Here is a 22,779-nt window from a genome sequence, read left to right as displayed (position 1 = left end):
ATCCATGCGGGGTGAAGTATAATAAAGGCAGAAGAAAAACTCCCTCTTCGGAGGGGATAGGGAAAGGAGCGGATCCATATGACAGAGCATACAATCATAACCATCGGGCGTCAGTTCGGAAGCGGAGGCCACGAGATCGGCAACAAGCTGGCGGAACGTCTTGACATTCCTCTCTACGACAAGAATCTGATCCATATGGCAGCCCAGGAGATCGGCATTACAAACGAGGCTGCGGAGAATATCAACGAGACGGTGCTGGGGCGCTTCCTGTCCGCTTACGTGATGAGCCTTGGCGATTACACCGCGTTCATGAGCCGGGACGCCGCGGAGCCCCTGAGCGACCAGATGTACCGGGCGCAGACAGAACTGGTGAAGAAGCTGGCTCAGCGCAGCTCCTGCGTGATCGTCGGCAGGTGCGCCGACTATATCCTCGGGGATTACAGCAACTGCATCCATGTGTTCGTGCACGCCTTCAAAGACGACCGGATCCGGCGCATCTCCAGGATCTACAAGCTCAGCGAAAAAGAGGCCTGGGACAAGATCCGGCGGACGGACCGGGAGAGAAAACTGTACTACGAGACCCACACGGGAAGAGAGTGGGGCAGCATTGAATCCCATCAGATCCTCTTCAACGCCAGCCTGATGGGCGTGGACGGGATCGTGGACGCACTGGAGGCCATGTACCGCGCCAGGGAAGCGAAACTGGCAAAGAAGGAGAAGTAAGGAGACCGGCAACTATGTATGAGATCATGAGTTCTGACGAGGCGATCCGCCTGATCCGCGACGGAGACTGCATCTGCGTCAATTCATTTGTGGGGATCGAGAACCCGGTGGAGCTGCACGAGGCGCTGCAGCGCCGGTACCAGAGGATGCAGTCCCCCAGCCACCTGACGGTCATCTCCAGCGCCGGTTTCGGCGTCTGGGATGAGAACCGCAGCGCGGAGGGGTACATACGCGACGGGGCGGTGGACCGGCTGATCTGCGGCCACTTCGGGGCCATGCCGAGCACGAAGAAGCTGGTGCTGGAGGACCGCTTTGAGGCCTACAACCTCCCACTGGGCTGCATCTCCCACGCCATCCGTGCCCAGGCCGGGGGACTTCCGGGGGCCCTGTCCAAGGTGGGCCTCGACATCTTTGTGGACCCGAGAAAGGAAGGGCCGGGGATCAACCGGCTCTCCATCGACGACTCCCTCGTGAAATACGTGGAAGTGGACGGGGAGGAATTCCTCTACTACAAACTGCCGAAGATCACGGTGGCCCTGATCAAGGGGACGGCCGCGGACCGCAAGGGAAATATTTCTTTTGACGACATGTTCATGTCCGGCGACGCGCTCTCCATCTGTCAGGCGGTCAAGGCGAACCACGGCAGGGTGATCGTGCAGGTGGACAGGCTGGTGGGCACGCCGTCCCGCCCGAGGAACGCCATCATACCCGGCTGCCTGGTGGACGCCATCGTCGTGGCGGAGCCGGAGGAGCGCAACGAGGCCTACACGGCCCTCACCGGCAGTTTCGAGATCCCCTACGAGGAGTGGAGCGCCTGGAGCGAGAAGATCGACACCGCCTCCGCCGGGCAGAGGAAGAACAGTGCGGCGGCCAACATCATCGGCAGGCGGGCGGCGAAGGAGCTCCGGGTGGACGACATCGTCAACATCGGCATCGGTCTGCCGGAGATGGTCTCCCGGCACGCCCGCAAAAACGGCATGCTGGATCTGGTGACCCTCACGGTGGAGTCCGGCGGCATCGGCGGCTTCCCGGTGTCGGGGGAGGCCTTCGGAGCCATGATAGGCGCCGCCTCCGTATACGATATGGCCAACCAGTTTGACCTCTATGACAACGGGGGCCTGGACATCTGCTTCATGGGGGCCCTGGAGGTGGACGGAAAGGGGAACGTCAACGCCCACCGGGGGCCCGGAGCCTTTGCGGGCATCGGCGGGTTCGCCAACATCACGGCGAAGACGCCCACCGTTGTCTTCTGCCTCACCTTTGACACGAAGGGGCTGGAGGTATCCCAGAAGAAGGGAACAGTCACCATCGAGCGGGAGGGGGAGATCCCCAAGTTCGTGGAGCGGGTGACAAGTGTCAGCTTCTCGGCGGGCCGGGCTATCGCCAACGGCCAGAAAGTGCTGTATGTGACGGAGCGGTGCGTATTCCGGCTGACGCCCAAGGGGCTGAAGCTGATCGAGGTGTACCCGGGCGTGGATGTGCAGCGGGATATTCTGGACCGTCTGCCCTTTGAGATAGAACTATAAAAAAGTATGAGGAGGAACAGGAAATGAAGTATCAGATTTACGGAGACACCCTTCCGGTCGTGATCTGCGAACTGGAGGGCGGGGAGAAGATGATCACAGAGGGAGGCGGCATGGCCTGGATGTCGCCCAACATGAAGATGGAGACTTCCAGCAACGGCGGCGTGGGCAAAGCGTTCGGCCGGATGTTCAGCGGGGAGGCCATGTTCCAGAACAACTACACCGCCATGGGCGGGCCGGGCATGATCGCCTTTGCGTCCAGCTTTCCGGGATCCATCCGTGCGTTTGAGATCACCCCTGGCAACGAGATGATCTTCCAGAAGAGCGCCTTCCTGGCCGGGGAGGCGGGCGTGGACGTCTCGGTCTTCTTTAACAAGAAGCTCGGCGCGGGCCTGTTTGGCGGCGAGGGCTTCATCATGCAGAAGTTCAGCGGGAACGGCATCGTGTTCGCGGAGTTTGACGGCCATGTGGTCGAGTACGAACTGCAGGCCGGGCAGCAGATCGTGGTGGACACCGGGCATCTGGCCGGCATGACTGCCAGTTGCCAGATGGAGATCAAGAGCGTGCCGGGCGTGAAGAACATGCTCTTCGGCGGCGAGGGATTCTTCAACACCGTCGTCAGCGGTCCGGGCAGGATCTGGCTGCAGACGATGCCCATCAGCAATGTGGCAGGCGTGATCCGGAAATATATCCCGACCTCGAATTAGCGGAAAAACGCAGGATTTTTATGGGCAGAAATACTAAGTGCAAACCGGGTTTTGTCTGAATATTGAGCAGTTTTCACAGCAGTGTCTGAGAGCCATTGCAATTTCCAAAGAGTGTGTTATAATATTGACGACTTAGCGAGGAACGGCATAAAGAGAAAAAATATATTGTAAGAGAGTATTCAGGAGGAAATGAGATGGCTGCAAAAAGTGCAAAGACAGTAGCAAGCGCAAAGACAGTTGCAAAAGAGGTTAAGACAACGCCGGTTGCCGCTGCCGCAAAAGCAGATACAAAAGAGACTGTAAAGAAGCAGGAGACTGCTGCAAAGGCTGCTGAGACAAAGAAAGCAGAGACAAAGACATCTGAGAAGAAGACGGCTGAGAAGAAGACGGCTGCAAAGAAGGCTCCTGCGAAGAGGACAGCCGCCAAGAAGGAGATCAAGGTAAAAGCGTTCGTACAGTACATGGGCAAAGAGGTAGAGGAGAAGGATATGATCGCCTCTGTCAAGAAGGCCTGGACGAAGGCTGCCGGCAAGAAGGTTGCGGATATCAAGTCCATCGACCTGTACATCAAGCCGGAAGAGGGCGCTGTTTACTATGTGGTAAACGGAACAGACACAGGCTCTGTCGCTTACTAATTCGAAACAGAACATATGCGAAAAGGTGCGCGGATGCGCACCTTTTTTTGTACTGGCGGCGAGACAAAGTCCGCCTCTGTATTAATTTACGGAATATTTTAAAACAAAAAGAAAATTAATAGATAAATAAAAATTTATAATAAAATATATTGACAAATCAGGGCCAGAGTGGTAATATAAACTCACAAATAAAAATCTTTGAAGGACGAAAGCCATCTGTTTATAAAATGAACAGAGAGATGAACTTGTTACAGTTGGATAATAAGAAATCCCGTTCAGATAAAATAGACAGACAGACCTCAGACTTCAAAGTAAATAGTTTAAGCAAAGGAGGTACGGACCGCCAAAAGATTAAACTATCTGTACTGATCCAAATGAAAAAATCCAAAAAGGCTGAAAGCTGAAAGCCAGAGTACTGAGAAAAGATAGTATTTCAGAAGATATCCGGATATCGGAAAAGAAATAAGATCAAGAGTATCAGGAAGTTTATAGCGGACAGTTAAAAGTCATACGATGAAAGTAAAGAAGATCAGTACACAAAAGAAAATCATTTTTTACTGTACATGTGCAGGGAAAGGAAGAAAAATGATTGAAACAGTTAAGTAGGGACGGGCGTTAGTTTACAACAAATTGATGCCCGTCTCTACTGCTGTGTGTAAAAATATGTCTTAACAGGACGAAAAAAAGATGCTATAATACCCCTGTCTAATTTATACAGGAACAAAGGAGAAAGATATGGACAAAATCATGTCAATGGTGAACCAAGTGGCCGAAGGGGGAGCGGCACAGTTCGTGGAGATGATGAAAGAGGCGCTTCACAGCAGTCTGGCTCCCACTGTTACAGGGATTGTCCTGGGACTTGTCATCTGCTTCTTCGGACTGAAGCTGATCCGTGTCCTTGCGGCTATAACAGGTATCTTTGTCGGCATCATCCTGGGCGCAGTCTTCTCCTGGATCTTCGCCCTGCAGGGAGGCGCTTTTTTAGGCGCGATGGCCGTCGGCGCGGTGCTGTTTGCCTGCTTCGGCGCGATCATAAGAAGAGTGGGCGGCTTCCTCTTTATTGGCGCGCTCACGACCGGTGCGATGGAACTGCTCCTGATGCCGCAGTCCCTTCCGTTCCATCTGATCTGCGTGGGCGTGGGGCTTGTCCTCGCGATCATCACGGCGATCCTGATGGACCCGCTTCTGATCGTCATCTCCTCCATATGGGGAGGCGTGATGGCCGGACACGCCGCATTTGAGCTGGCCGGCGTGGATGTGAACGTCCTTGTTGTCTACGGGGCCTGCGCAGCGCTCGCCGTTCTTGGAATGATTGTGCAGTTCATGATGAAATCCCGCGAGGTGGGAAGGAAAGAGAAGCGCTTCTCCCAGGCCGTAAAGGAGGAGAAGTCCGTGGAGACAGAAGTGGAGAAAGCCCGGATGCTTCTGGACGGAGACCTCCCGGAGGAACCGGACGATGAGGAACCGGACAGCGGGGAGCCGGGGGAGGATCCGGACGACGAAGATCTTGAGATCATGTATCTGGACGATGAAGATCCGGATGAGGAGCCGGGGAAAGAAAAGTAACAGAGACGGAATACAAGTCGGATTTATAGAACACCTTATCTGCTATGGTAGGACCATGGAAAGAGGAGGTGTTCTTTTATGTACAGAAAAAGCAGGATCATATCCATGGGGGCGGGCGCAGTCCTGGCGGCCGGTGCGTCGCTCTCCTTCGGGTTTATGCAGACAAGTCTGCCGGGAAGCGTGTATATGGCGGTGTGCCTTCTCGGTCTGGCGCTGATCTATTTCCCCAGCAGGGGGCTGTCCGAAGAAAGGTGACGGATTTATTTTTTCCCCGCTTTGTGTTATACTATACACGACAGATAAAAGCACAAAGGGGGCTTACTTATGAAGCTGGATATGCATTGTCATGTAAAGGAAGGGTCTCTGGACAGTAAAGTAAGCTTGGACGAGTATATTACGAAGCTGAAGCAGGAAGGCTTTGACGGCATGCTCATCACGGATCATGATACGTACAAGGGGTACAGGCACTGGAAGTACAATATGAAGGGGAAGGTGCACGAAGACTTTGTCGTTCTCAAAGGGATCGAGTACGATACCTGCGATGCGGGACATATCCTGTGCATCATGCCGGAAGGCGTGAAGATGCGGCTCCTGGAACTGAAGGGGATGTCGGTGCAGATGCTGATCGACTTTGTTCACAGGCACGGCGGTATCCTGGGGCCGGCCCATCCATGCGGGGAGAAATATTTAAGTTTTACAAACACGAAGAAGTATTTCAGTTCCCCGGAGACGATCAAGCGGTTCGACTTTATCGAAGCTTTCAACTCCTGCGAGTCGGAGGAGTCCAACGCACGTGCCAGGAAACTGGCGCAGAAGTACAGGAAGCCGGGCATCGGCGGGAGCGATTCCCACAAGATCGAGTGCGTGGGACAGGGGTATACCATCCTGCCCCAGCATGTCACCTGCGAGACGGAGCTGATCACGCTGATCCGGGAGAAAGCCGAGATCCAGGCGGGCGGGACGCTGTACGGCAAGACGACAAAGGAGAAGCTGGGCAAGATGAACAAGATCCTGCCCTACTCCTTCTGGTTTTACAATAAGGGCGGCGAACTGCTGCGGCGCAGGAAGCGGAACCAGAAGGGAAAGATCGAGAATCCCATGAATCCCATTGACCCCATTGAGATCCCCTACCTGGACGGGATCCGGAAGAAATAACAGGCGAAAAAGACAAGAGAAGAAAAAAAGATGCGGGACAGGCTGTGGAAGCGGCCTGTCCCGGTGCTGTGCAAAGAAGGAGGAAAAAAGATGTACATACTGTGGTGCCGGCTGTTTCAGAAGGTGATGAAACTTGCGATGGATCTTGTGCCGTTCTGGCGCAAGCCGAAGATGATCACCGGGAGGGACAGCCTGAGGAAGCTCCCGGACATGCTGAAGCATAAGGGAATAAAAAACGTCATGCTGGTGACGGACCCGGGCATAGCCGCCCTGGGTCTCCACGAGCAGCTTCTTGCGTGGATCCGGGAGGGCGGGATCGAGTGCGTGGTCTACGATAAGACCACGGCCAACCCCACCATCGCCAACGTGGAGGAGGCGCTGGAACTCTACAGGGAACACGGCTGCCACGCGCTGATCGCCTTCGGCGGCGGCTCGCCCATGGACTGCGCCAAGGGCGTGGGGGCGAGGGTGGCCCGGCCCCACAAAAAGATCTCCGCCATGCGCGGGGAGCTGAAGATCTTAAAGCCCATCCCGCTTCTCATCGCGGTTCCGACGACAGCCGGGACCGGCAGCGAGACGACGCTGGCGGCCGTGCTGACAGACGAGCGGACCCATGAGAAGTACGCGCTCAACGACTTTGTGCTGATCCCGAAGTACGCGGTACTCGATCCGGTGCTGACCCGCGGGCTGCCGCCCCATATCACGGCGGCCACCGGCATGGACGCCCTGACCCACGCGGTGGAGGCGTACATCGGAAAGAGCAACACGGCCCAGACCATCGAGGACAGCGTGGCGGCCGTCCGGCTGATCTTTAAGAACCTGGAGCGGGCCTACCGGGACGGCTCGGATATGGAGGCGAGGGAGAACATGCAGAAGGCCTCCTTCCTGGCCGGCGCGGCGTTCACGAGGGCCTATGTTGGCTATGTCCACGCCATCGCCCACAGCCTGGGCGGTGAGTACGGGATCCCCCACGGCCTTGCCAACGCGGTGATCCTGCCCTATGTGCTGGAGGCCTACGGGAGCGCGGTGTACATGTCCCTGGCGGAGCTGGCCGATCTTGTGAAGATCGGGCAGGACCTGGAGAGCGACCAGGAGAAGGCGAACGCCTTTATCGCAGAGATCCGCGCCATGAACCGCAGGATGGGCATACCGGAGAAGCTGGAGGGCATCCGGGAGGACGACATCGATATGCTGGCAAAGCGGGCGGCCCGGGAGGCCAACCCGCTGTACCCGGTCCCGAAGATCATGCGTAGGGACCAACTGAAGGAAATCTATTACCGGATACGTGCGTAGGAGGGAAAAGGAATATGGCAGAATATAAAGCAATGCTGCAGAGGCAGCGGGAGTATTTCCGCACCGGGGAGACGAAGAGCGTGGAGTTCCGCGTCCGTCAGCTGGAGCGGATGGCAAAGTGGATCCAGGACAATGAGGAGGACATCATGGACGCCCTGAAGGGGGACCTCCACAAGTCGCCGTTCGAGGCTTACGCCACAGAGATCGGCATCGTGAAGGAGGAGATCCGCTATACGCTGAAGCATATCAGGAGCTGGGCCAGGCCGAAGCGGGTGCCCACGCCCGTCACCCAGTTCCCGTCAAAGTCCTTCATCTACCCGGAGCCATACGGCGTGGCGCTTATCATGTCCCCCTGGAACTACCCCTTCCAGCTCACCATCGCGCCTCTTGTCGGTGCCCTGAGCGCCGGCAACTGCGCCGTGGTCAAGCCCTCCGCCTACTCGGCCCGCACCTCCGCCCTCATTGCCCGGATGATCGGGGAGCTGTTCCCGGACAAGTATGTGAGCGTCATACTGGGCGGCAGAAAAGAGAACGAGGCCCTTCTGAATGAGAAGTTCGACTACATTTTCTTCACGGGAAGCGTAAACGTGGGGCGGTATGTGATGGAGAAGGCGTCCGCCCACCTGACGCCGGTGAGCCTGGAGCTGGGCGGGAAAAGCCCCTGCATCGTGGATGAGACGGCGGATATCTCCCTGGCGGCAAAGCGGATCGTGTGGGGGAAATTCCTCAACTGCGGGCAGACCTGCGTGGCGCCGGACTATATCTTCGTCCAGAAGAATGTGAAGGAGAAGCTGCTCCGGCAGATGGAGAAGCAGATACGGAAGATGTACGGGAAGGACCCGTGCCGGAACGAGGAGTACCCGAAGATGATCAACGAGAAGCATTTTGAGCGGGTGCTCGGCCTGATCCGGGACGCCCATGTGGTCTGCGGGGGCGGCAGCAGGAAGGAGACGCTGCAGATCGAGCCCACCATCCTGGACCAGGTGACATGGGAGCATCCGGTCATGCGCGAAGAGATCTTCGGGCCGGTCCTGCCGGTCCTGACGTTCTACGACCTGAAGGAGGCGGCGGCCCAGATCAGCGCGCGGCCCAGACCGCTGGCCCTCTACTTCTTTACAAGGGACAGGCAGCGTGAGGCGTGGGTGCTGAAGCATCTCTCCTACGGCGGGGGATGCATCAACGACACGGTCGTGCACCTGGCCACGTCCCACATGCCTTTTGGCGGCGTGGGGGACAGCGGGATGGGAGGCTACCATGGCAAGGCCAGCTTCGACACCTTCACGCACCAGAAGAGCATCATGAAAAAATCGGGGCTCATCGACATCCCTGTCCGATACGCCCCGTTTAAGAAAAAACTGGATCTTCTGAAGAAGATCCAGTAAGAGAAGACTTACAGCAGCAGGCCGATGTGGTAGACAGCGAAGCTGACCACCCAGGCCACGAGAAACTGGAAGCACACGAAGCAGGCGGTGAGACGCCTGCTTTCTGTTTCCCTGCGGATCGTCGCGATGGTGGCGGTGCAGGGAATGTAGAGCAGGCAGAACACCATCAGCGCGTAGGCGTTCACGGCCCCGAAGCCCATGGCGCCCAGCGTGCCGGCCATGGCGGTCATGCCGTGGGAGGTGGTGATGTTCTGGATGCCGAAGAGCACGCTGCAGCTTGATACGACGACTTCCTTGGCGGCGATGCCGGCGATGAGGGCCACCACGATCTGCCAGTAGCCAAGGCCCAGAGGCCGGAAGACGGGCACGATGGCCTTTCCGATCCAGGCGCCGAAGCTGGCGCTTATGTCTGTCACATAGCCGGCGGGTCCGAAGTTGAGGAGCACCCACATGATCACGGAGGCGATGAAGATGACGGTCCCGGCCTTGGTCAGGTAATCCTTGATCTTCTCCCACACGTAGATTGCGATGGTCCGCGCGTTGGGCGACTTGTACTCCGGCAGCTCGATGAGGAGGGCGTGCTCCGCCCGGCTCCCGTCAAAGCGGGAGATGAGGAAGGCGCACACGATGGCCACCACGATCCCGAGCAGGTACATGGAGTAGCAGACAAGCATGGCGTTCTCCCCGAAAAACATGGAGGAGAAGAGCACATAGATGGGAAGCCTTGCGCTGCAGGACATGAACGGCGTGATGAGGATCGTCTTCAGCCTGTCCTTCCGGTGCTCCAGCGCCCGCGAGGCCATGATGGCGGGGACGGAGCAGCCGAAGCCGAGGAGCAGGGGGATGAACGCCCGCCCGGAAAGTCCCAGGCCGCTCATGATGTCGTCCATGACAAAGGCGACGCGGGACATGTAGCCGCTGTCCTCCAGGATGGCAAGCGCCAGGAAGAGGATGAAGATGTTCGGCAGGAAGGTCAGGATGCCGCCCACGCCGGAAATGATGCCGTCCACGATCAGCGAAGTGAGCATGGGGCTTGTGTGCACGCCGGCCAGGCCGCTGCTCACCAGGGAGGAGAAGGCGTCCAGCCCGATCTCAAAGTAGCCCTTCAGGAAATCTCCCACCGTGAATGTGAGGAAGAAGACGAGGGCCATGATGGCGAGAAAGATGGGAAGCCCCAGCCATTTCCCGGTGAGATACCGGTCGATGTGGTCCGTGCGGGCCGCGTTCTTCGACTTGTTGACAAGCACCTCCGCAATGATCTCCTCGATAAAGTCGTACTTTTCGTTGATGATCTCCTTCTCGTAATCCCGGTCCAGGATGCCGGACAGATCAAGAGGGTACTTCTCGTTGACGTTCTTGTCCCCCTCCAGATACTTGATGGCATGCCACCGCTTGTTGGGGATGTCCGGATAGCGGCTGCGGATCTGCTCCATCACCTGGTCGATCTTGTCCTCGATATCGTCCCGGTACACCATGGCGTACTCCTGATGGTGGTCGTGCCGGTGGGAGGAGTGCTCCTTGTGGTGATGGTGGATGAAGGGGCTCTGGGAAGCGTGGTCCTTGTGGTGCGCCACTGCGTGCAGCAGGATGGACAGGCCGGTCTTTTTCCGGGCGGACACGGGGATGGCCGGGATGCCCAGCATCTCCGGGAGGCGGTGCAGGTCGATCTCCATGCCCCGCTCCTCCACAATGTCCATCATGTTCAGGGCGAGCACCACCGGCTTGCCGAGCTCGATGAGCTGAAGCGTCAGATAGAGGTTCCGCTCCAGGCAGGAGGCGTCCACCACATCCACGATGATGTCCACATCATCGCTTAAGATGCATTCCCGCGACACGGTCTCCTCCATGGTGTAGGAGGTGAGGCTGTAGATGCCGGGCAGGTCGATGAGGCGGAAATCCTGGCCCTGGTAGGTGGCGTGGCCCTCCTTCTTTTCCACGGTCACGCCGGGCCAGTTGGCGACTTTCAGGTTGGCCCCCGTGTAGGCGTTGAAGAGGGTGGTCTTGCCGCAGTTCGGGTTGCCGATGAAGGCGACATTAATCGTCCCTGCCATCTTCCGACACCTCCTCCACATCGATGTGGTCGGCGATCTGCCGGCCCAGCGCGAAGCGCGTCCCGCGGAACTTGGCCGTGAGGGCGCCCTTTTTGTCATTATTTAAAACAGTGATGAGAGCGCCCTGTGTAAGCCCGAGGGCCTCCAGGCGCCGCTCCAGTTTCATCTGTGTATGGATCCCGCAGACGCGGTAAGTACAGAGGTTCTTTCCTTCTTTGAGTATCATTCGTAAGTCTCCTTTTTGAGAATAATTATCTCCAGGTGAAAATTATAGCATCATTTGACGGACGTGGCAATGTGAAGTATAATCTTTCTGACATTCTGAAAAGAGAGCAGGAGATCCGTATGCAGATATATGAACTGATCCTTTATTTCTTTATATACAGCTTCCTCGGCTGGTGCGCCGAGGTGGCCTTCGCCACAGTGAAGGAGCGCCGGTTCGTCAACCGGGGCTTCCTGAACGGCCCCCTGTGCCCGATCTACGGCGTGGGGGTGACGTCGGTCGTCGTGCTTCTTGCGCCCTTTCGGGACAGGGCGGTCCTTCTGTACCTGTCCTCCTTTGTGCTGGTGACGCTGATCGAGGGGCTGACGGGCTTTGTCATGGACCGGCTCTTCCACCACAAATGGTGGGACTACACCGGCCTCCCCTTGAGTATCGGCGGCTACGTGTGCCTGCCCTTCTCCCTTGTGTGGGGGCTGGCCTGCGTGGTGATCGTGAAGGCGGTCCATCCCCTGATCGGCAGTGCGGTGGGGCTTTTGCATGTCTCGGCGGGGCTGGCGCTGGCCTGCGTGTTCCTGGCTGGGCTTGCGGCGGACGTGGCTGTCACCACCGCCGGCATCCTGAAGCTGAACCGCCGTCTCGACATGCTGGAGCGGATCGGCGCGGAGCTCCGGGAGATCTCAGACCGGATGGGAAGCAATATATACGAGAACGTCATGGAGGGGCTGGATTATCTTGGCGACGAGCCGCGGGAGCGCTATGAGGAGCTCCGGAAGCGCTACGACGAGCTGCGGGGCCGCTATGCGGTGCTGACCGGCGCGACGCTCCAGGCCAGCCGCCGCCTTGTGCGGGCGTTCCCGAAGATGCAGTCCAGACATCACAGGGACCTGCTGGACGAGCTGAGAAAACGGCTGGAGGAGGCGGCGCACAGGCGCTGATCCAACGTGCGGCATCATAAAAAGCGGGCGGCGGATTCCCCGGTCTGTTCCGGGGCTATCCGCCGCCCGCTTTTTTTGTCAGGACCTGAGCTGCCGGTAGGAGATCAGACGGTCCAGATTGTGCAGGAACAGCGTGTTCTGATTTGCGATCTTTCTCTTTTCCAGCGCGGACTTGCGCTGCTCCAGATAGCTGTCGTACATGGAGTAGAGGAGCGGGTAGGGCAGATCCCTGTTCTGGCTCCACTGGAAGAGCAGCCAGTTCATGGCGTGGGAAAACCAGTAGCGCCGGGGGATCTCCCCGTCCTGCAGGACGAGGATGCGGGGATGCGCCTCCTCGGCGATGGCGGCCAGCTTTTCCGCGTCCGGCTCCTGCCGGCTGAACTTCTTCTGCTTCAGGAGCGGCGCGCTCTCGCTGACAAGCCCGTTGAGCCGGTCCGCCGCCTCCCAATAGGGCGCGAAGTTCGGCGAGAGAGGCCGGGCGCCCATGGCCTCCCGCTCCCGGGCCCGCTCCGCCTGCGTCTCCCTGCGGACGGGGTTGCGGATCCGGCGGTCGTAGACTCTCCGGCTGTCCGGGTTGCTCAGGATCCGGTAGGCGGTCAGCACGTTCTGGATATAGGACGTAGTGTCAAACCGGCTGTCTATATTTGCGTCGGGATGCAGTTTCTTCACTAAAAAATTCTTGGCGTCCGCGATCTCTTTTTCATCTGCATCCATGGAAACGCCAAGAAGGTCATAATAGGTACAATCTTTCATATACTTCTCCCCTTACTGATACGAATGATTTATATACTCCCACCTATTATAATACTTCAGAGGGGCCGGGAAATCAATCGGCAATTCAGCTTGTTGTTCCGCGCAAAGAGTGATAAACTGACCATAAAGGCGCGGGCCTTCCAAAGGAGAGCCGGGGATGCAAAGAAACCTGCCGGGCCGCGCGGGAGAGAAAGGAAGAGATACAGTATGAAATATGAGATGAGAAGACCAAAGAGGAGAATGACGGATATAGGTGAGATCACGAAGATGATCGGCGAGTGCATGGTGTGCCGGGTGGGCATGGTGAGCGAGGGGAAGGTGTATGTCGTCCCCATGAACTTCGGGTATGAAAGCCGGGGGGACAAGCTGACATTCTACCTCCACAGCGCCAAGGTGGGGCGCAAGATCGGAACGCTTAAGGAGGAGCCGGAGGTGTGCATCGAGCTGGACTGCCGCCACGGCCTTAAGGAGGCGGAGCTCCCCTGCAGCCACAGCTACTACTACGCCAGCCTGATCGGGACAGGGAAGGTCCGGGTCCTTAAGACATTTGAGGAGAAGCTCCATGGTCTTAAGGAAGTGATGCGCCATCAGACGGGAAAGGAATTCGACAACTTTGACGAGAAGTGGGTGAACGCGGTGGAAGTCCTGAAGGTGGAGCTGGACGAGTACGCCTGCAAGCATTACGACGGGACAAATTAAGGAAATCTGTATTTTTCGCAAATTAATGCTTTAACTTGCGAAAGTATTGTGCTATACTAAGGGAAGCACGACGCGGAAGCGTAAAATTGAAGGAGGAAATGTCATGATCTGGTCGAAGGAAGAGACCCTGCCAAGAGGCGAGATAGAAGCGATCCAGCTGAAGAAGCTGAAGGAGACGGTGCCCTATATTTATGAGAGGGTTGCTCCCTACCGCAGGAAAATGGACGAGGCAGGGGTGAAGCCGGAGGATATAAAGACACTGGCGGATCTGACGAAGCTGCCCTTTACATACAAAGCGGATTTCAGAGACAACTACCCCATGGGGCTTTTTGCCGTGGACAAGAAGGAGCTGGTCAGGTTCCACGCCAGCTCAGGGACCACAGGAAAGCCCACGGTGGTGGGATACACAAGGAATGACCTGGACATGTGGCTGGAAAACGTGGCCCGCATCGCCTGTATGGGCGGCGCCACAGCCGATGACGTGGCCCAGATTTCCTTTGGATACGGGACCTTCACAGGGGCCCTGGGACTCCATGGAGGTCTTGAGAAGATCGGCGCGTCTGTCATTCCCATGTCTTCGGGAAACACGAAGAAGCAGATCATGTTCCTGCAGGATATGGGCGTGACCCTTCTGGTGGCCACCCCCTCCTATGCGCTCCACCTGGGGGAGGAGATACGGGCGAGAGGCCTGGACCCGGAGAAGGACCTGAAGGTGCACATCGGTCTCTTCGGAGGCGAGGGCATGACGGAGCCCATGCGGGATGAGATGCACAAGGTGTGGGGCCAGCGCTTTCTGTGCACCCAGAACTACGGCATGAGCGAGCTGTGCGGCCCGGGCGTGGCCGGAGAGTGCGAGGAGCTTGTGGGCATGCATGTCAACGAGGACTGGTTTATCCCGGAGATCATCGACCCAAAGACAGAGGAAGTGCTGCCTCCCGGAGAGAGAGGCGAGCTGGTGGTCACCTGTCTCGGGAAAGAGGCGCTGCCCCTTGTGCGCTACCGGACAGGGGATATGACAAGGCTCATGTATGAGCCCTGCAGATGCGGAAGGACGACCGTGCGCATGGAGAACATCTCCGGCCGGGCGGACGACATGCTGGTCATCAGAGGCGTGAATGTATTCCCGACCCAGATCGAGGAGGTGCTGCTCCAGATACCGGAGATCGGACCCCACTACGAGATACTGGTGGAGAGAAAGAACCGGCTGGATGTCATGACCATCACCGTGGAGCTGGTGGACGACAGGCTGCTTGACAGCTACGCGCAGCTCAGCGAGCTGGAGATGAAGATCAGGAAGGGACTGAAGTCCCAGCTGGGCCTTGCCACCCAGATCAAGCTGGTGGCTCCCTACTCCCTGAAGCGGTTTGAGGGAAAGGCAAAGAGAGTGACAGATTTGAGAAAGGATGGACTGTAAAATGTCAGAGTCAAAGAGAGTGATCATGCTCGGCAATGAGGCCATTGCCAGAGGCGCCTACGAGGCGGGAGTGAAGGTGTCAGCCGCCTACCCGGGTACGCCGAGCACGGAGATAAGCGAATATCTTGTACAGTACAGAGACGACCTGTACTGCGAGTGGTCTCCCAACGAGAAGGTGGCCACAGAGGTGGCGATCGGCGCCTCCATAGCGGGGACGAGAGCTATGTCCTGTATGAAGCACGTGGGCTTTAACGTGGCGGCAGACCCGGCCTACACCGTCTCCTACATGGGAGTGAACGGGGGCCTTGTCATCGTGGTGGCCGACGATCCGGGACTTTACAGCTCCCAGAACGAGCAGGATACAAGGATGGTGGCAAGGGCGGCCCACCTGCCGGTGCTGGAGCCCTCCGACAGCGCGGAGGCAAAGGAGTTCATGAAGCTGGCCTTTGACCTGAGCGAGCAGTTTGACCGGCCCTTCGTGTACCGGACCACTACCCGGCTGGCCCACTCCCAGGGGCTGGTAGAGCTGTGTGAGAGAGAGGAAGTGCCGGATAAGCCCTACGAGAGAGACCCGGCCAAGAACGTCATGATGCCGGGCAACGCGAAGGGGCGCCATGTGGTCATCGAGAGGCGGATGGAGGAGCTGGCTGAGGCAGCCAACACACTTTCCATCAACAGGGTGGAGATGAACGATACGAAGATCGGCGTCATCACAAGCGGTATTCCCTACCAGTATGTAAAAGAAGTGCTGCCGGAGGCATCCGTGCTGAAACTTGGCATGGTCAATCCTCTGCCGAGAAAGCTGATCGAGGACTTTGCGTCAAAGGTGGAAACGCTCTATATCGTGGAGGAGCTGGATCCGGTGATCGAGGAGCAGGTGAAGTCCTGGGGCATTAAAGCCATCGGCAAGGAGATCTTTACCGTGCAGGGCGAGTACAGCGCCAATATGCTCAGAGAAGCCATCCTCCATGAGGACCTGCAGCTTGATGCGCCGGCCCAGGTGCCGGGACGCCCGCCTATCCTCTGCCCGGGATGTCCCCACCGCAGCGTCTACTATGTGCTGAACAAGCTGAAGATACACGGGGCAGGCGACATCGGATGCTATACGCTGGGAGCGGTAGCGCCGCTGAGCGTGGTGGACACCACCGTCTGTATGGGCGCCAGCATTTCCACTCTCCACGGAATGGAAAAGGCGAAGGGCAAAGACTATATTAAAAACTGGGTAGCCGTCATCGGCGACTCCACATTTTTACATACAGGTGTCAATTCCCTCATGAACATGATGTACAACAAGGCCACGGGAACGGTGATCATCCTGGACAATTCCACCACCGGAATGACAGGACATCAGGACCACGCGGCCACGGGCAAGACGCTCCAGGGCGACCCCACCTACGCCATCGACATCCCGGGACTTTGCCGGGCGCTGGGCGTGAAGCACGTGCAGGAGATCAACGCTCTGGACATTGACACTCTGGAGAAGGCCATCAGGGAAGAGGTGGCAAGGGACGAGGTGTCGGTCATCATCACAAAGACCCCCTGTGTGCTCCTGTCCAAGGCGAAGAAGCCTCTCTACACCGTACATGCGGACAAATGCAAGAAGTGCGGCATGTGCATGAAGCCGGGATGTCCGGCCATGACGAGAAACGAAGACGGAACCATCCATATTGACGATACGATGTGCACCGGATGCGGACTGTGTCAGTCGCTGTGCAAATTCGGGGCGATCGAACTGGTAAAGGAAGGTGACAGATAATGGCAGTAAAAAATATTATGATCGTAGGCGTGGGCGGCCAGGGAACCCTGCTCACCAGCCGTGTCCTGGGAGGCCTGGCCATCGCCGGGGGCCATGACGTGAAGCTGTCCGAGGTGCACGGTATGGCCCAGAGGGGCGGAAGCGTTGTCACCTTTGTGCGCTACGGAGACAAGGTGGCGGAGCCCATCGTGGAGGAAGGGCAGGCGGACGTGATCATCGCCTTCGAGAGACTGGAGGCCATGCGGTACGCCCATTTCCTCAAAAAGGACGGGGCCCTTGTAGTCAATGACTGGAGGATAGACCCCATGCCTGTCGTGATCGGCAGCGCCAGCTATCCGGAGGGCATCCTGGAGGAGCTGGGGAAGACCCACAAGGTGTACGCGGTCAATGCCACGGAGGAGTCCAAGAGGCTGGGCAATCCAAAGGTGTTCAACATGATCGTGCTGGGCGTGGCGGCGCAGCACATGGATTTCAGCAAGGAGGACTGGTACAGGGTCATTGAAAATACAGTGCCGCCAAAGACAATAGATATCAACAGGAAGGCATTTGACACAGGATATCACCTTACTGCAAGATGATATAGATTTAAGGACCAGAAAAAAGGAGGTGTCACATGATCAAGCAGCTATCAGTTTTCGTGGAGAATAAGCCGGGCAGCCTGATGGAGGTTACATCCAAGCTCACAGAAGCACACATCAACATCCGGGCCGTCGCGTCTTTTGATACTCCGGAGTTTGGGATCCTTCGTCTCGTAGTAGATAAGCCAACAGAGGCGAAGGGTTATCTCACTGAGAGGGGATTTGTCGTCAGAGTGAATGATGTCATCGGCGCAGAGCTGGAGGACAAAAAGGGCAATCTCAATCAGATGTTGGCAGTACTTGCAGAAAACAGCATAAACGTGCGCTACATCTATTCATTTGTAATCCGCGAAGGACGCGCTCCGGTTCTGGTTTTCAGCACCGACGATTATGAGAAAGCAGCTTCCATTCTTAAGGATGCAGGTGTGAAGATGGTAGACGAGTCAGACCTGTAGGCCTGGCCGCACCAAAAGTATCAAGAATAGGAGTAAAAGAAAATGGCAGGAGTATCATTAGAAAATTGGCAGGAGAGGATCAGGGATCCGAAGATCGAGTGTATGAGCAGGGACGAAATGAGCGCCCTGCAGAGTGAAAAGCTTGTTAAGCAGGTAAAGAGAGTGTATGAGAACGTACCCTTCTACCGGAGAAAAATGCAGCAAAAAGGCGTGGAGCCCGGCGATATCCGGGGGATTGAGGATATTGGAAAGCTGCCCTTCACCACAAAGGAGGACTTGAGAGACAACTATCCTTTCGGTCTGCTGGCAGTGCCCCAGGAGAAGATCGCCCGGGTACAGGGAACATCCGGCACGACAGGCAAGCTGACACTGGCCTCCTACACAAAGTATGACGTGGAGGTGTGGGGTGAGTGCGTGGCCAGGGCCCTCACTATGGCCGGCCTTACCAGCGAGGACCGCATCCACATCTGTTACGGGTACGGGCTTTTCACGGGAGGTATGGGGCTCGACTATGGCGCTATGCAGCTGGGAGCTATGGCCATTCCCATGTCTGCGGGGAATACCCAGAGACAGATGATGTGCATGGAGGATTTCGGAGCCACAGCCTTCGCCTGCACCCCGTCCTACGCCCTCTACCTGGCCGAGTCCATTCAGGAGGCAGGGCTTGTGGACCGCATGCAGCTGAAGGCGGGCATCCACGGTGCGGAGCCCTGGACGGAGGAGATGCGCAGAAAGATTGAAGATATCCTCCATATCAACTGCTTTGATATTTACGGCCTCTGTGAGGTGACAGGACCGGGCGTTGCCCTGGACTGCATCCACCACGAGGGACTCCATGTATACGAGGACCATTTCTATCCGGAGCTGATCAATCCTGCGACCTACGAGCCCTGCGCGGACGGAGAGACGGGAGAGCTGGTGTTCACAACCCTATCCAAGGAAGGAATGCCCCTGATCCGCTACCGCACAAAGGACCTGACGAGTATGACCCACGGCACCTGCAAGTGTGGAAGAACGCTCGTGAGGATCCACAAGTTCACAGGACGCACCGACGACATGAAGGTCATCCGCGGCGTGAATGTATTCCCGACCCAGGTGGAGACGGCCCTGCTGTCTATGGGCGGAGGCGTGGCGCCCCACTATCTGATGATCGTGGACAGGGAGAACAATATGGACGTGCTCACTGTCATGGTGGAAGTGGACGAGAGATATTTCTCCGACGAGATCCGCAAGCTGGACGAGCTGAAGAACAAGGTGGCGGCTGTGCTGAAGCAGGCGCTCGGCGTATCTGTCCGCGTGAAGCTGGTAGAGCCGAAGACCATCCAGAGAAGCGAAGGCAAGGCCAAGCGCGTCATCGACAACAGGCAGATGTAAGAAGGAGGGGAATATCATGGGAATTAGTAATACAGTACAGCAGTTATCCGTATTTCTGGAGAACAGGGAGGGACGTCTGGACGAGGTGCTGGCAGCGCTGGCAAAGGGCGGCGTGAATATCGTGGCCCTCAGCCTGGCGGACACCTCCGAGTATGGTATGCTCCGGATGATCGTATCGGACCCCCACAAGGGACGGATGGTCCTGAAGGAGGAGGGGATCACGGCCATGCTCACGGACGTGGTGGCCCTGCGGGTGCCTCACGCCACGGGCTCGCTGGCAAAAGCCATGCACCAGCTTGTGGAGGGCGAGGTCAACATTGAGTACATGTACGCCTTTGCCAACGGAAGCGACGCCGCGGCAGTGCTCAAGAGCGATGAGCCGGGAAGAGTGATCGATATCCTGAAGGGAAGCGGCTTTGACGTGTACACTGCTGACGAGGCATACCGGGCAAATGTATAAAAACTGTATAGTTGTGAAAAAATAAACAATTGTACGAAATGTCAAATAAAAAACAATTATTGACAGAAAATTTCGGGGCGTTTATAATAGAGCCAGATTTAATGAGACAGGTGTTACGATCTGGACGAGGCTCTGGATGAACGGACAGGGAGAGACTGGTTTCAAGGGAAGAAGACGGTCTCTCCCTTTTTATTTTCATTTGTCTCATCAATAAAAAAGTCTGGCAAAGGAGGAAAAGGAGAAATGGAACGGAAAACACCGCTCTACGAGGCACATGTGGAGGCGGGCGGGAAGATCGTGCCCTTTGGGGGCTATCTTCTCCCGGTACAGTACAAAGAGGGCGTGATCAAAGAGCACATGGCAGTGCGCACCCGGGCGGGGCTTTTTGATGTGTCCCACATGGGGGAGATCCTCTGCCAGGGGAAGGACGCCCTGGCCAACCTGCAGATGATGCTGACCAACAATTTTGACGATCTGACAGACGGTCAGGCCAGATACAGCCCCATGTGCAATGAGCAGGGGGGCACGGTGGACGATCTGATCGTGTACAAAAAGGCCGATGAGGACTATTTTATCGTGGTCAACGCGGCCAACAGGGACAAGGACTACCAGTGGATGCTGGACCATCAGTTCGGCGAGGTGACATTTACCGATGTGTCGGACCAGTACGCCCAGCTGGCCCTCCAGGGGCCGAAGGCCATGGAGATCCTGAGGAAGGTCACAGCAGAGGAAAATATCCCGAAGAAGTACTATCACGCCGTGTTTGACACGGAGGCGGCGGGGATTCCCTGCGTTATCTCAAAGACCGGATACACCGGCGAGGACGGGGTGGAGCTCTACCTGGACAGCGCAAGGGCCCGGGAAATGTGGGATGCTCTCCTTGCGGCCGGGGAGGAGGAGGGACTGATCCCCTGTGGCCTGGGAGCAAGAGACACACTCCGGATGGAGGCGGCCATGCCTCTTTACGGACACGAGATGGACGACCAGGTGACACCCCTTGAGGCCGGTCTGGGATTTGCGGTGAAGATGGGAAAAGAGGACTTCATCGGAAAGAGGGCCCTTGAGGAGAAGGGGGGACCGGCAAGAAAGCGCATCGGACTGAGAGTGACCGGCCGGGGCATCATAAGAGAGCATCAGGACGTATACCTGGGTGACCGGCTCATCGGCCGCACCACCTCCGGCACCCACTGCCCCTATCTTGGCTGCCCGGTGGCCATGGCCCTGGTGGATGCGGACTGCACAGAGCCGGGGACAAAGGTGGAGGCGGACGTGAGAGGACGTCGGGTGGAAGCCGAGATCGTGTCCCTTCCGTTTTACAAGAGGAGCAAATAGAAAACAGAGAGTGAAAGGAGAAGATCATGGAATTAAGAGAAGGACTGCTGTATTCAAGATCACACGAGTGGGTAAAAGAGGAGGGCGATGAGGTCCTCATCGGACTGACAGACTACGCCCAGTCTGAGCTGGGCGACCTTGTGTTTGTCAATCTCCCGGAGGAGGGCGACGAGGTGGCCACAGGAGAGAGCTTTGCGGACGTGGAGTCTGTCAAGGCTGTGTCGGATGTGTACTCCCCGGTGACCGGCGTGGTGAGCGCTGTGAACGAGGAACTCCTGGATGCGCCTGAGTCCATCAACGAGGCACCCTACGACGCCTGGTTTGTCAGGGTCAAAGATATCTCTGACCGGGAGGAGCTGCTGACAGCGGCGGAGTATGAGGCGTTTGTGGAGAGTGAGAAGGACGCGTAAGAGCAGAGGAGGAAAGCAGAAGGAGAGAAGAAGGAGGGAAATATATGGGAAGCTATGTGCCGAACACCCAGGAGGAACGGCAGGCAATGCTTGAGGCCGCCGGCTATGCGTCCATGGACGACCTGTTCCGGGATATCCCGGAGGAGGTGAAGCTGAAGGGCGGACTGAACATACCTGAAGGGCTTTCTGAGCTGGAAGTGAAGAGAAAGATGCAGTCCATAGCTGCAAAGAACAAAGTGTTCCCCACCATCTTCCGGGGGGCGGGGGCCTACCGCCACTACATCCCGGCCGTGGTGGGCAGCGTGACATCCAAGGAAAATCTGCAGACTGCCTACACCCCCTATCAGGCGGAGATCAGCCAGGGAATCCTGCAGTCCATCTTTGAATACCAGACCATGATCTGTGACCTGACCGGGATGGATGTCTCCAACGCCTCCGTCTATGACGGCGCTGAAGCCGCGGCAGAAGGAGTGGCCATGTGCAGAGAGAGGAAGCGCGGCAGGGCCTGCATATCCGCCGCGGTCCTTCCCTGCATCCTTGAGACGGTAAAGACCTACTGCTTTGGGAACGGGATGGAGCTGGAGGTGATACCGGAAAAAGACGGTGTGACAGATGTGGAGTGGCTGAAGGCACACCTGGATAAAGAGACAGCCTGCGTCCTCATCCAGCACCCCAATTACTACGGGAACCTGGAGCCGGCAAAGGAGATCGGCGAGGCAGTCCACCAGGCGGGGGCCAAATTCATCATGAGCGTGAATCCCATCTCGCTGGGTATCCTGAAGACACCGGCCGAGTACGGGGCCGATGTGGCGGTGGGAGAGGGGCAGCCTCTGGGACTTCCTCTCGCCTTCGGCGGACCCTACCTGGGCTTTATGGCCGCCACCAGGGCCATGATGCGCAAGCTGCCGGGCAGGATCGTGGGACAGACGAAGGACCGGAACGGAAAGACCGGCTACGTGCTGACCCTGCAGGCAAGGGAACAGCATATCCGCAGGGAGAAGGCATCCAGCAACATCTGCTCCAATCAGGCCCTCTGCGCCCTGGCGGTGGGCGTCTACCTGACAGCCATGGGAAATGAGGGGCTTGAAAGAGCCGCCTCCTCCTGCCTGTCCAAGGCCCACTACTTTGCAAAAAGGCTGGGAGAGGCGGGCTTTGAGCTGGAGAACAGGGGCGGGTTTTTCCACGAGTTCGTGACCGTGTCGGAGAAGGAGTCCGGCCGGGCGCTGCAGGCCCTAGAGGAGCACGGCATCCTGGGTGGACTTCCCCTGGACGACCACCGGATCCTCTGGTGCTGCACGGAGATGAACACAAAAGAAGAGATGGACGAGGCAGTCCGCATCCTGAAGGAGGTGTAA

Annotated in this window: 23 protein-coding genes; 20 read left to right on the top strand and 3 right to left on the bottom strand. The window is 57.4% G+C overall.

The features are described 5' to 3' along the window. The first annotated feature begins 78 nt into the window (after positions 1-78). The 9 genes from H6A20_RS05815 (at position 79) to H6A20_RS05775 (ending at position 8,984) form a co-directional block, all read left to right on the top strand. Positions 79-723: a cytidylate kinase-like family protein gene (locus H6A20_RS05815; RefSeq protein ID WP_204906199.1), complete on the top strand. Its 645-nt coding sequence runs from the start codon at positions 79-81 to the stop codon at positions 721-723. 14 nt (positions 724-737) lie between these two features. Next, positions 738-2,249, top strand: a complete 1,512-nt coding sequence (locus tag H6A20_RS05810) for a CoA-transferase (RefSeq protein ID WP_204906198.1) — start codon at positions 738-740, stop codon at positions 2,247-2,249. A 23-nt stretch (positions 2,250-2,272) separates the two neighbouring features. Continuing rightward, entirely contained in the window at positions 2,273-2,953 is a 681-nt protein-coding gene (locus H6A20_RS05805; RefSeq protein WP_204906197.1) for a TIGR00266 family protein, read from the top strand. A 194-nt stretch (positions 2,954-3,147) separates the two neighbouring features. Further along, positions 3,148-3,588 carry a DUF6465 family protein gene (locus H6A20_RS05800; protein WP_204906196.1) on the top strand — a complete coding sequence of 147 codons (441 nt, stop codon included), beginning with the start codon at positions 3,148-3,150 and terminating at the stop codon, positions 3,586-3,588. Positions 3,589-4,323: 735 nt separating this feature from the next. Further along, the gene (locus tag H6A20_RS05795) at positions 4,324-5,154 is read left to right on the top strand and encodes an ABC-2 transporter permease (protein WP_204906195.1); all 831 of its coding nucleotides are present in this window, start codon (positions 4,324-4,326) and stop codon (positions 5,152-5,154) included. A 78-nt stretch (positions 5,155-5,232) separates the two neighbouring features. Beyond that, entirely contained in the window at positions 5,233-5,409 is a 177-nt protein-coding gene (locus tag H6A20_RS05790; RefSeq protein ID WP_204906194.1) for a hypothetical protein, read from the top strand. 69 nt (positions 5,410-5,478) lie between these two features. Beyond that, positions 5,479-6,309, top strand: a complete 831-nt coding sequence (locus H6A20_RS05785; protein ID WP_204906193.1) for a PHP domain-containing protein — start codon at positions 5,479-5,481, stop codon at positions 6,307-6,309. Between the two features lie 90 nt (positions 6,310-6,399). Next, positions 6,400-7,602 carry an iron-containing alcohol dehydrogenase gene (locus H6A20_RS05780; RefSeq protein WP_204906192.1) on the top strand — a complete coding sequence of 401 codons (1,203 nt, stop codon included), beginning with the start codon at positions 6,400-6,402 and terminating at the stop codon, positions 7,600-7,602. Between the two features lie 14 nt (positions 7,603-7,616). Continuing rightward, on the top strand, positions 7,617-8,984 hold the full coding sequence (locus H6A20_RS05775) for an aldehyde dehydrogenase (protein WP_204906191.1): 1,368 nt from the start codon (positions 7,617-7,619) through the stop codon (positions 8,982-8,984). 8 nt (positions 8,985-8,992) lie between these two features. Here H6A20_RS05775 and feoB read toward each other — a convergent pair whose 3' ends face one another. Both feoB and H6A20_RS05765 read right to left on the bottom strand, forming a co-directional pair. Continuing rightward, on the bottom strand, positions 8,993-11,035 hold the full coding sequence (gene feoB / locus H6A20_RS05770; RefSeq protein WP_204906190.1) for a ferrous iron transport protein B: 2,043 nt from the start codon (positions 11,033-11,035) through the stop codon (positions 8,993-8,995). Continuing rightward, positions 11,019-11,261 carry a FeoA family protein gene (locus H6A20_RS05765; RefSeq protein ID WP_204906189.1) on the bottom strand — a complete coding sequence of 81 codons (243 nt, stop codon included), beginning with the start codon at positions 11,259-11,261 and terminating at the stop codon, positions 11,019-11,021. The genes feoB and H6A20_RS05765 overlap by 17 nt, the downstream gene beginning before the upstream one ends. 119 nt (positions 11,262-11,380) lie before the next feature. Between H6A20_RS05765 and H6A20_RS05760 the strand changes: the two genes are divergently transcribed. Next, positions 11,381-12,193, top strand: coding sequence for a putative ABC transporter permease (locus tag H6A20_RS05760; protein WP_204906188.1), 813 nt, complete (start codon positions 11,381-11,383; stop codon positions 12,191-12,193). 78 nt (positions 12,194-12,271) lie between these two features. Here the strand turns inward: H6A20_RS05760 and H6A20_RS05755 are convergent, their stop codons facing one another. Then, positions 12,272-12,946, bottom strand: a complete 675-nt coding sequence (locus H6A20_RS05755; RefSeq protein ID WP_204906187.1) for a J domain-containing protein — start codon at positions 12,944-12,946, stop codon at positions 12,272-12,274. Positions 12,947-13,153: 207 nt separating this feature from the next. On the opposite strand from H6A20_RS05755, the gene H6A20_RS05750 reads away from it, so the two are divergent. The 10 genes from H6A20_RS05750 to gcvPA all read left to right on the top strand — a co-directional run bounded on the left by H6A20_RS05750 (position 13,154) and on the right by gcvPA (position 22,779). After that, positions 13,154-13,645, top strand: coding sequence for a pyridoxamine 5'-phosphate oxidase family protein (locus H6A20_RS05750; RefSeq protein ID WP_243426143.1), 492 nt, complete (start codon positions 13,154-13,156; stop codon positions 13,643-13,645). A 103-nt stretch (positions 13,646-13,748) separates the two neighbouring features. Then, positions 13,749-15,059 (top strand): phenylacetate--CoA ligase family protein, encoded by a 1,311-nt coding sequence (locus H6A20_RS05745; RefSeq protein ID WP_033126926.1) that lies wholly within the window; start codon positions 13,749-13,751, stop codon positions 15,057-15,059. Position 15,060: 1 nt separating this feature from the next. Next, positions 15,061-16,815 (top strand): indolepyruvate ferredoxin oxidoreductase subunit alpha, encoded by a 1,755-nt coding sequence (iorA, locus tag H6A20_RS05740; protein WP_033126927.1) that lies wholly within the window; start codon positions 15,061-15,063, stop codon positions 16,813-16,815. Beyond that, positions 16,815-17,393, top strand: coding sequence for an indolepyruvate oxidoreductase subunit beta (locus H6A20_RS05735; RefSeq protein ID WP_204906186.1), 579 nt, complete (start codon positions 16,815-16,817; stop codon positions 17,391-17,393). The genes iorA and H6A20_RS05735 overlap by 1 nt, the downstream gene beginning before the upstream one ends. 35 nt (positions 17,394-17,428) lie before the next feature. Continuing rightward, positions 17,429-17,848, top strand: coding sequence for an ACT domain-containing protein (locus H6A20_RS05730; protein WP_033126929.1), 420 nt, complete (start codon positions 17,429-17,431; stop codon positions 17,846-17,848). A 42-nt stretch (positions 17,849-17,890) separates the two neighbouring features. Next, on the top strand, positions 17,891-19,222 hold the full coding sequence (locus H6A20_RS05725) for a phenylacetate--CoA ligase family protein (RefSeq protein WP_033126930.1): 1,332 nt from the start codon (positions 17,891-17,893) through the stop codon (positions 19,220-19,222). 16 nt (positions 19,223-19,238) lie between these two features. Beyond that, positions 19,239-19,682: an amino acid-binding protein gene (locus H6A20_RS05720; protein WP_087174092.1), complete on the top strand. Its 444-nt coding sequence runs from the start codon at positions 19,239-19,241 to the stop codon at positions 19,680-19,682. 243 nt (positions 19,683-19,925) lie between these two features. Next, complete coding sequence (gcvT, locus tag H6A20_RS05715) at positions 19,926-21,014, top strand: glycine cleavage system aminomethyltransferase GcvT (protein WP_204906185.1); 1,089 nt, start codon at positions 19,926-19,928, stop codon at positions 21,012-21,014. 26 nt (positions 21,015-21,040) lie between these two features. Beyond that, a complete protein-coding gene (gene gcvH, locus H6A20_RS05710) occupies positions 21,041-21,424 on the top strand; it encodes a glycine cleavage system protein GcvH (RefSeq protein WP_087174094.1) in 384 nt (127 codons plus the stop codon). 44 nt (positions 21,425-21,468) lie between these two features. Further along, positions 21,469-22,779 carry an aminomethyl-transferring glycine dehydrogenase subunit GcvPA gene (gcvPA, locus tag H6A20_RS05705; protein ID WP_204906184.1) on the top strand — a complete coding sequence of 437 codons (1,311 nt, stop codon included), beginning with the start codon at positions 21,469-21,471 and terminating at the stop codon, positions 22,777-22,779.

This window comes from Mordavella massiliensis (assembly GCF_016901695.1).
In the GTDB taxonomy this organism is placed as follows: Bacteria; Bacillota; Clostridia; order Lachnospirales; family Lachnospiraceae; genus Claveliimonas; species Claveliimonas massiliensis_A.
This window is presented reverse-complemented; position numbering and strand designations above follow the sequence as displayed.

Bases quoted from the DNA above. Each gene is read 5' to 3' on its own strand.
- H6A20_RS05815 (WP_204906199.1), top strand. From the start codon at position 79: ATGACAGAGCATACAATCATAACCATCGGGCGTCAGTTCGGAAGCGGA.
- H6A20_RS05810 (WP_204906198.1), top strand. From the start codon at position 738: ATGTATGAGATCATGAGTTCTGACGAGGCGATCCGCCTGATCCGCGAC.
- H6A20_RS05805 (WP_204906197.1), top strand. From the start codon at position 2,273: ATGAAGTATCAGATTTACGGAGACACCCTTCCGGTCGTGATCTGCGAA.
- H6A20_RS05800 (WP_204906196.1), top strand. From the start codon at position 3,148: ATGGCTGCAAAAAGTGCAAAGACAGTAGCAAGCGCAAAGACAGTTGCA.
- H6A20_RS05795 (WP_204906195.1), top strand. From the start codon at position 4,324: ATGGACAAAATCATGTCAATGGTGAACCAAGTGGCCGAAGGGGGAGCG.
- H6A20_RS05790 (WP_204906194.1), top strand. From the start codon at position 5,233: ATGTACAGAAAAAGCAGGATCATATCCATGGGGGCGGGCGCAGTCCTG.
- H6A20_RS05785 (WP_204906193.1), top strand. From the start codon at position 5,479: ATGAAGCTGGATATGCATTGTCATGTAAAGGAAGGGTCTCTGGACAGT.
- H6A20_RS05780 (WP_204906192.1), top strand. From the start codon at position 6,400: ATGTACATACTGTGGTGCCGGCTGTTTCAGAAGGTGATGAAACTTGCG.
- H6A20_RS05775 (WP_204906191.1), top strand. From the start codon at position 7,617: ATGGCAGAATATAAAGCAATGCTGCAGAGGCAGCGGGAGTATTTCCGC.
- feoB (WP_204906190.1), bottom strand. From the start codon at position 11,035: ATGGCAGGGACGATTAATGTCGCCTTCATCGGCAACCCGAACTGCGGC.
- H6A20_RS05765 (WP_204906189.1), bottom strand. From the start codon at position 11,261: ATGATACTCAAAGAAGGAAAGAACCTCTGTACTTACCGCGTCTGCGGG.
- H6A20_RS05760 (WP_204906188.1), top strand. From the start codon at position 11,381: ATGCAGATATATGAACTGATCCTTTATTTCTTTATATACAGCTTCCTC.
- H6A20_RS05755 (WP_204906187.1), bottom strand. From the start codon at position 12,946: ATGAAAGATTGTACCTATTATGACCTTCTTGGCGTTTCCATGGATGCA.
- H6A20_RS05750 (WP_243426143.1), top strand. From the start codon at position 13,154: ATGAAATATGAGATGAGAAGACCAAAGAGGAGAATGACGGATATAGGT.
- H6A20_RS05745 (WP_033126926.1), top strand. From the start codon at position 13,749: ATGATCTGGTCGAAGGAAGAGACCCTGCCAAGAGGCGAGATAGAAGCG.
- iorA (WP_033126927.1), top strand. From the start codon at position 15,061: ATGTCAGAGTCAAAGAGAGTGATCATGCTCGGCAATGAGGCCATTGCC.
- H6A20_RS05735 (WP_204906186.1), top strand. From the start codon at position 16,815: ATGGCAGTAAAAAATATTATGATCGTAGGCGTGGGCGGCCAGGGAACC.
- H6A20_RS05730 (WP_033126929.1), top strand. From the start codon at position 17,429: ATGATCAAGCAGCTATCAGTTTTCGTGGAGAATAAGCCGGGCAGCCTG.
- H6A20_RS05725 (WP_033126930.1), top strand. From the start codon at position 17,891: ATGGCAGGAGTATCATTAGAAAATTGGCAGGAGAGGATCAGGGATCCG.
- H6A20_RS05720 (WP_087174092.1), top strand. From the start codon at position 19,239: ATGGGAATTAGTAATACAGTACAGCAGTTATCCGTATTTCTGGAGAAC.
- gcvT (WP_204906185.1), top strand. From the start codon at position 19,926: ATGGAACGGAAAACACCGCTCTACGAGGCACATGTGGAGGCGGGCGGG.
- gcvH (WP_087174094.1), top strand. From the start codon at position 21,041: ATGGAATTAAGAGAAGGACTGCTGTATTCAAGATCACACGAGTGGGTA.
- gcvPA (WP_204906184.1), top strand. From the start codon at position 21,469: ATGGGAAGCTATGTGCCGAACACCCAGGAGGAACGGCAGGCAATGCTT.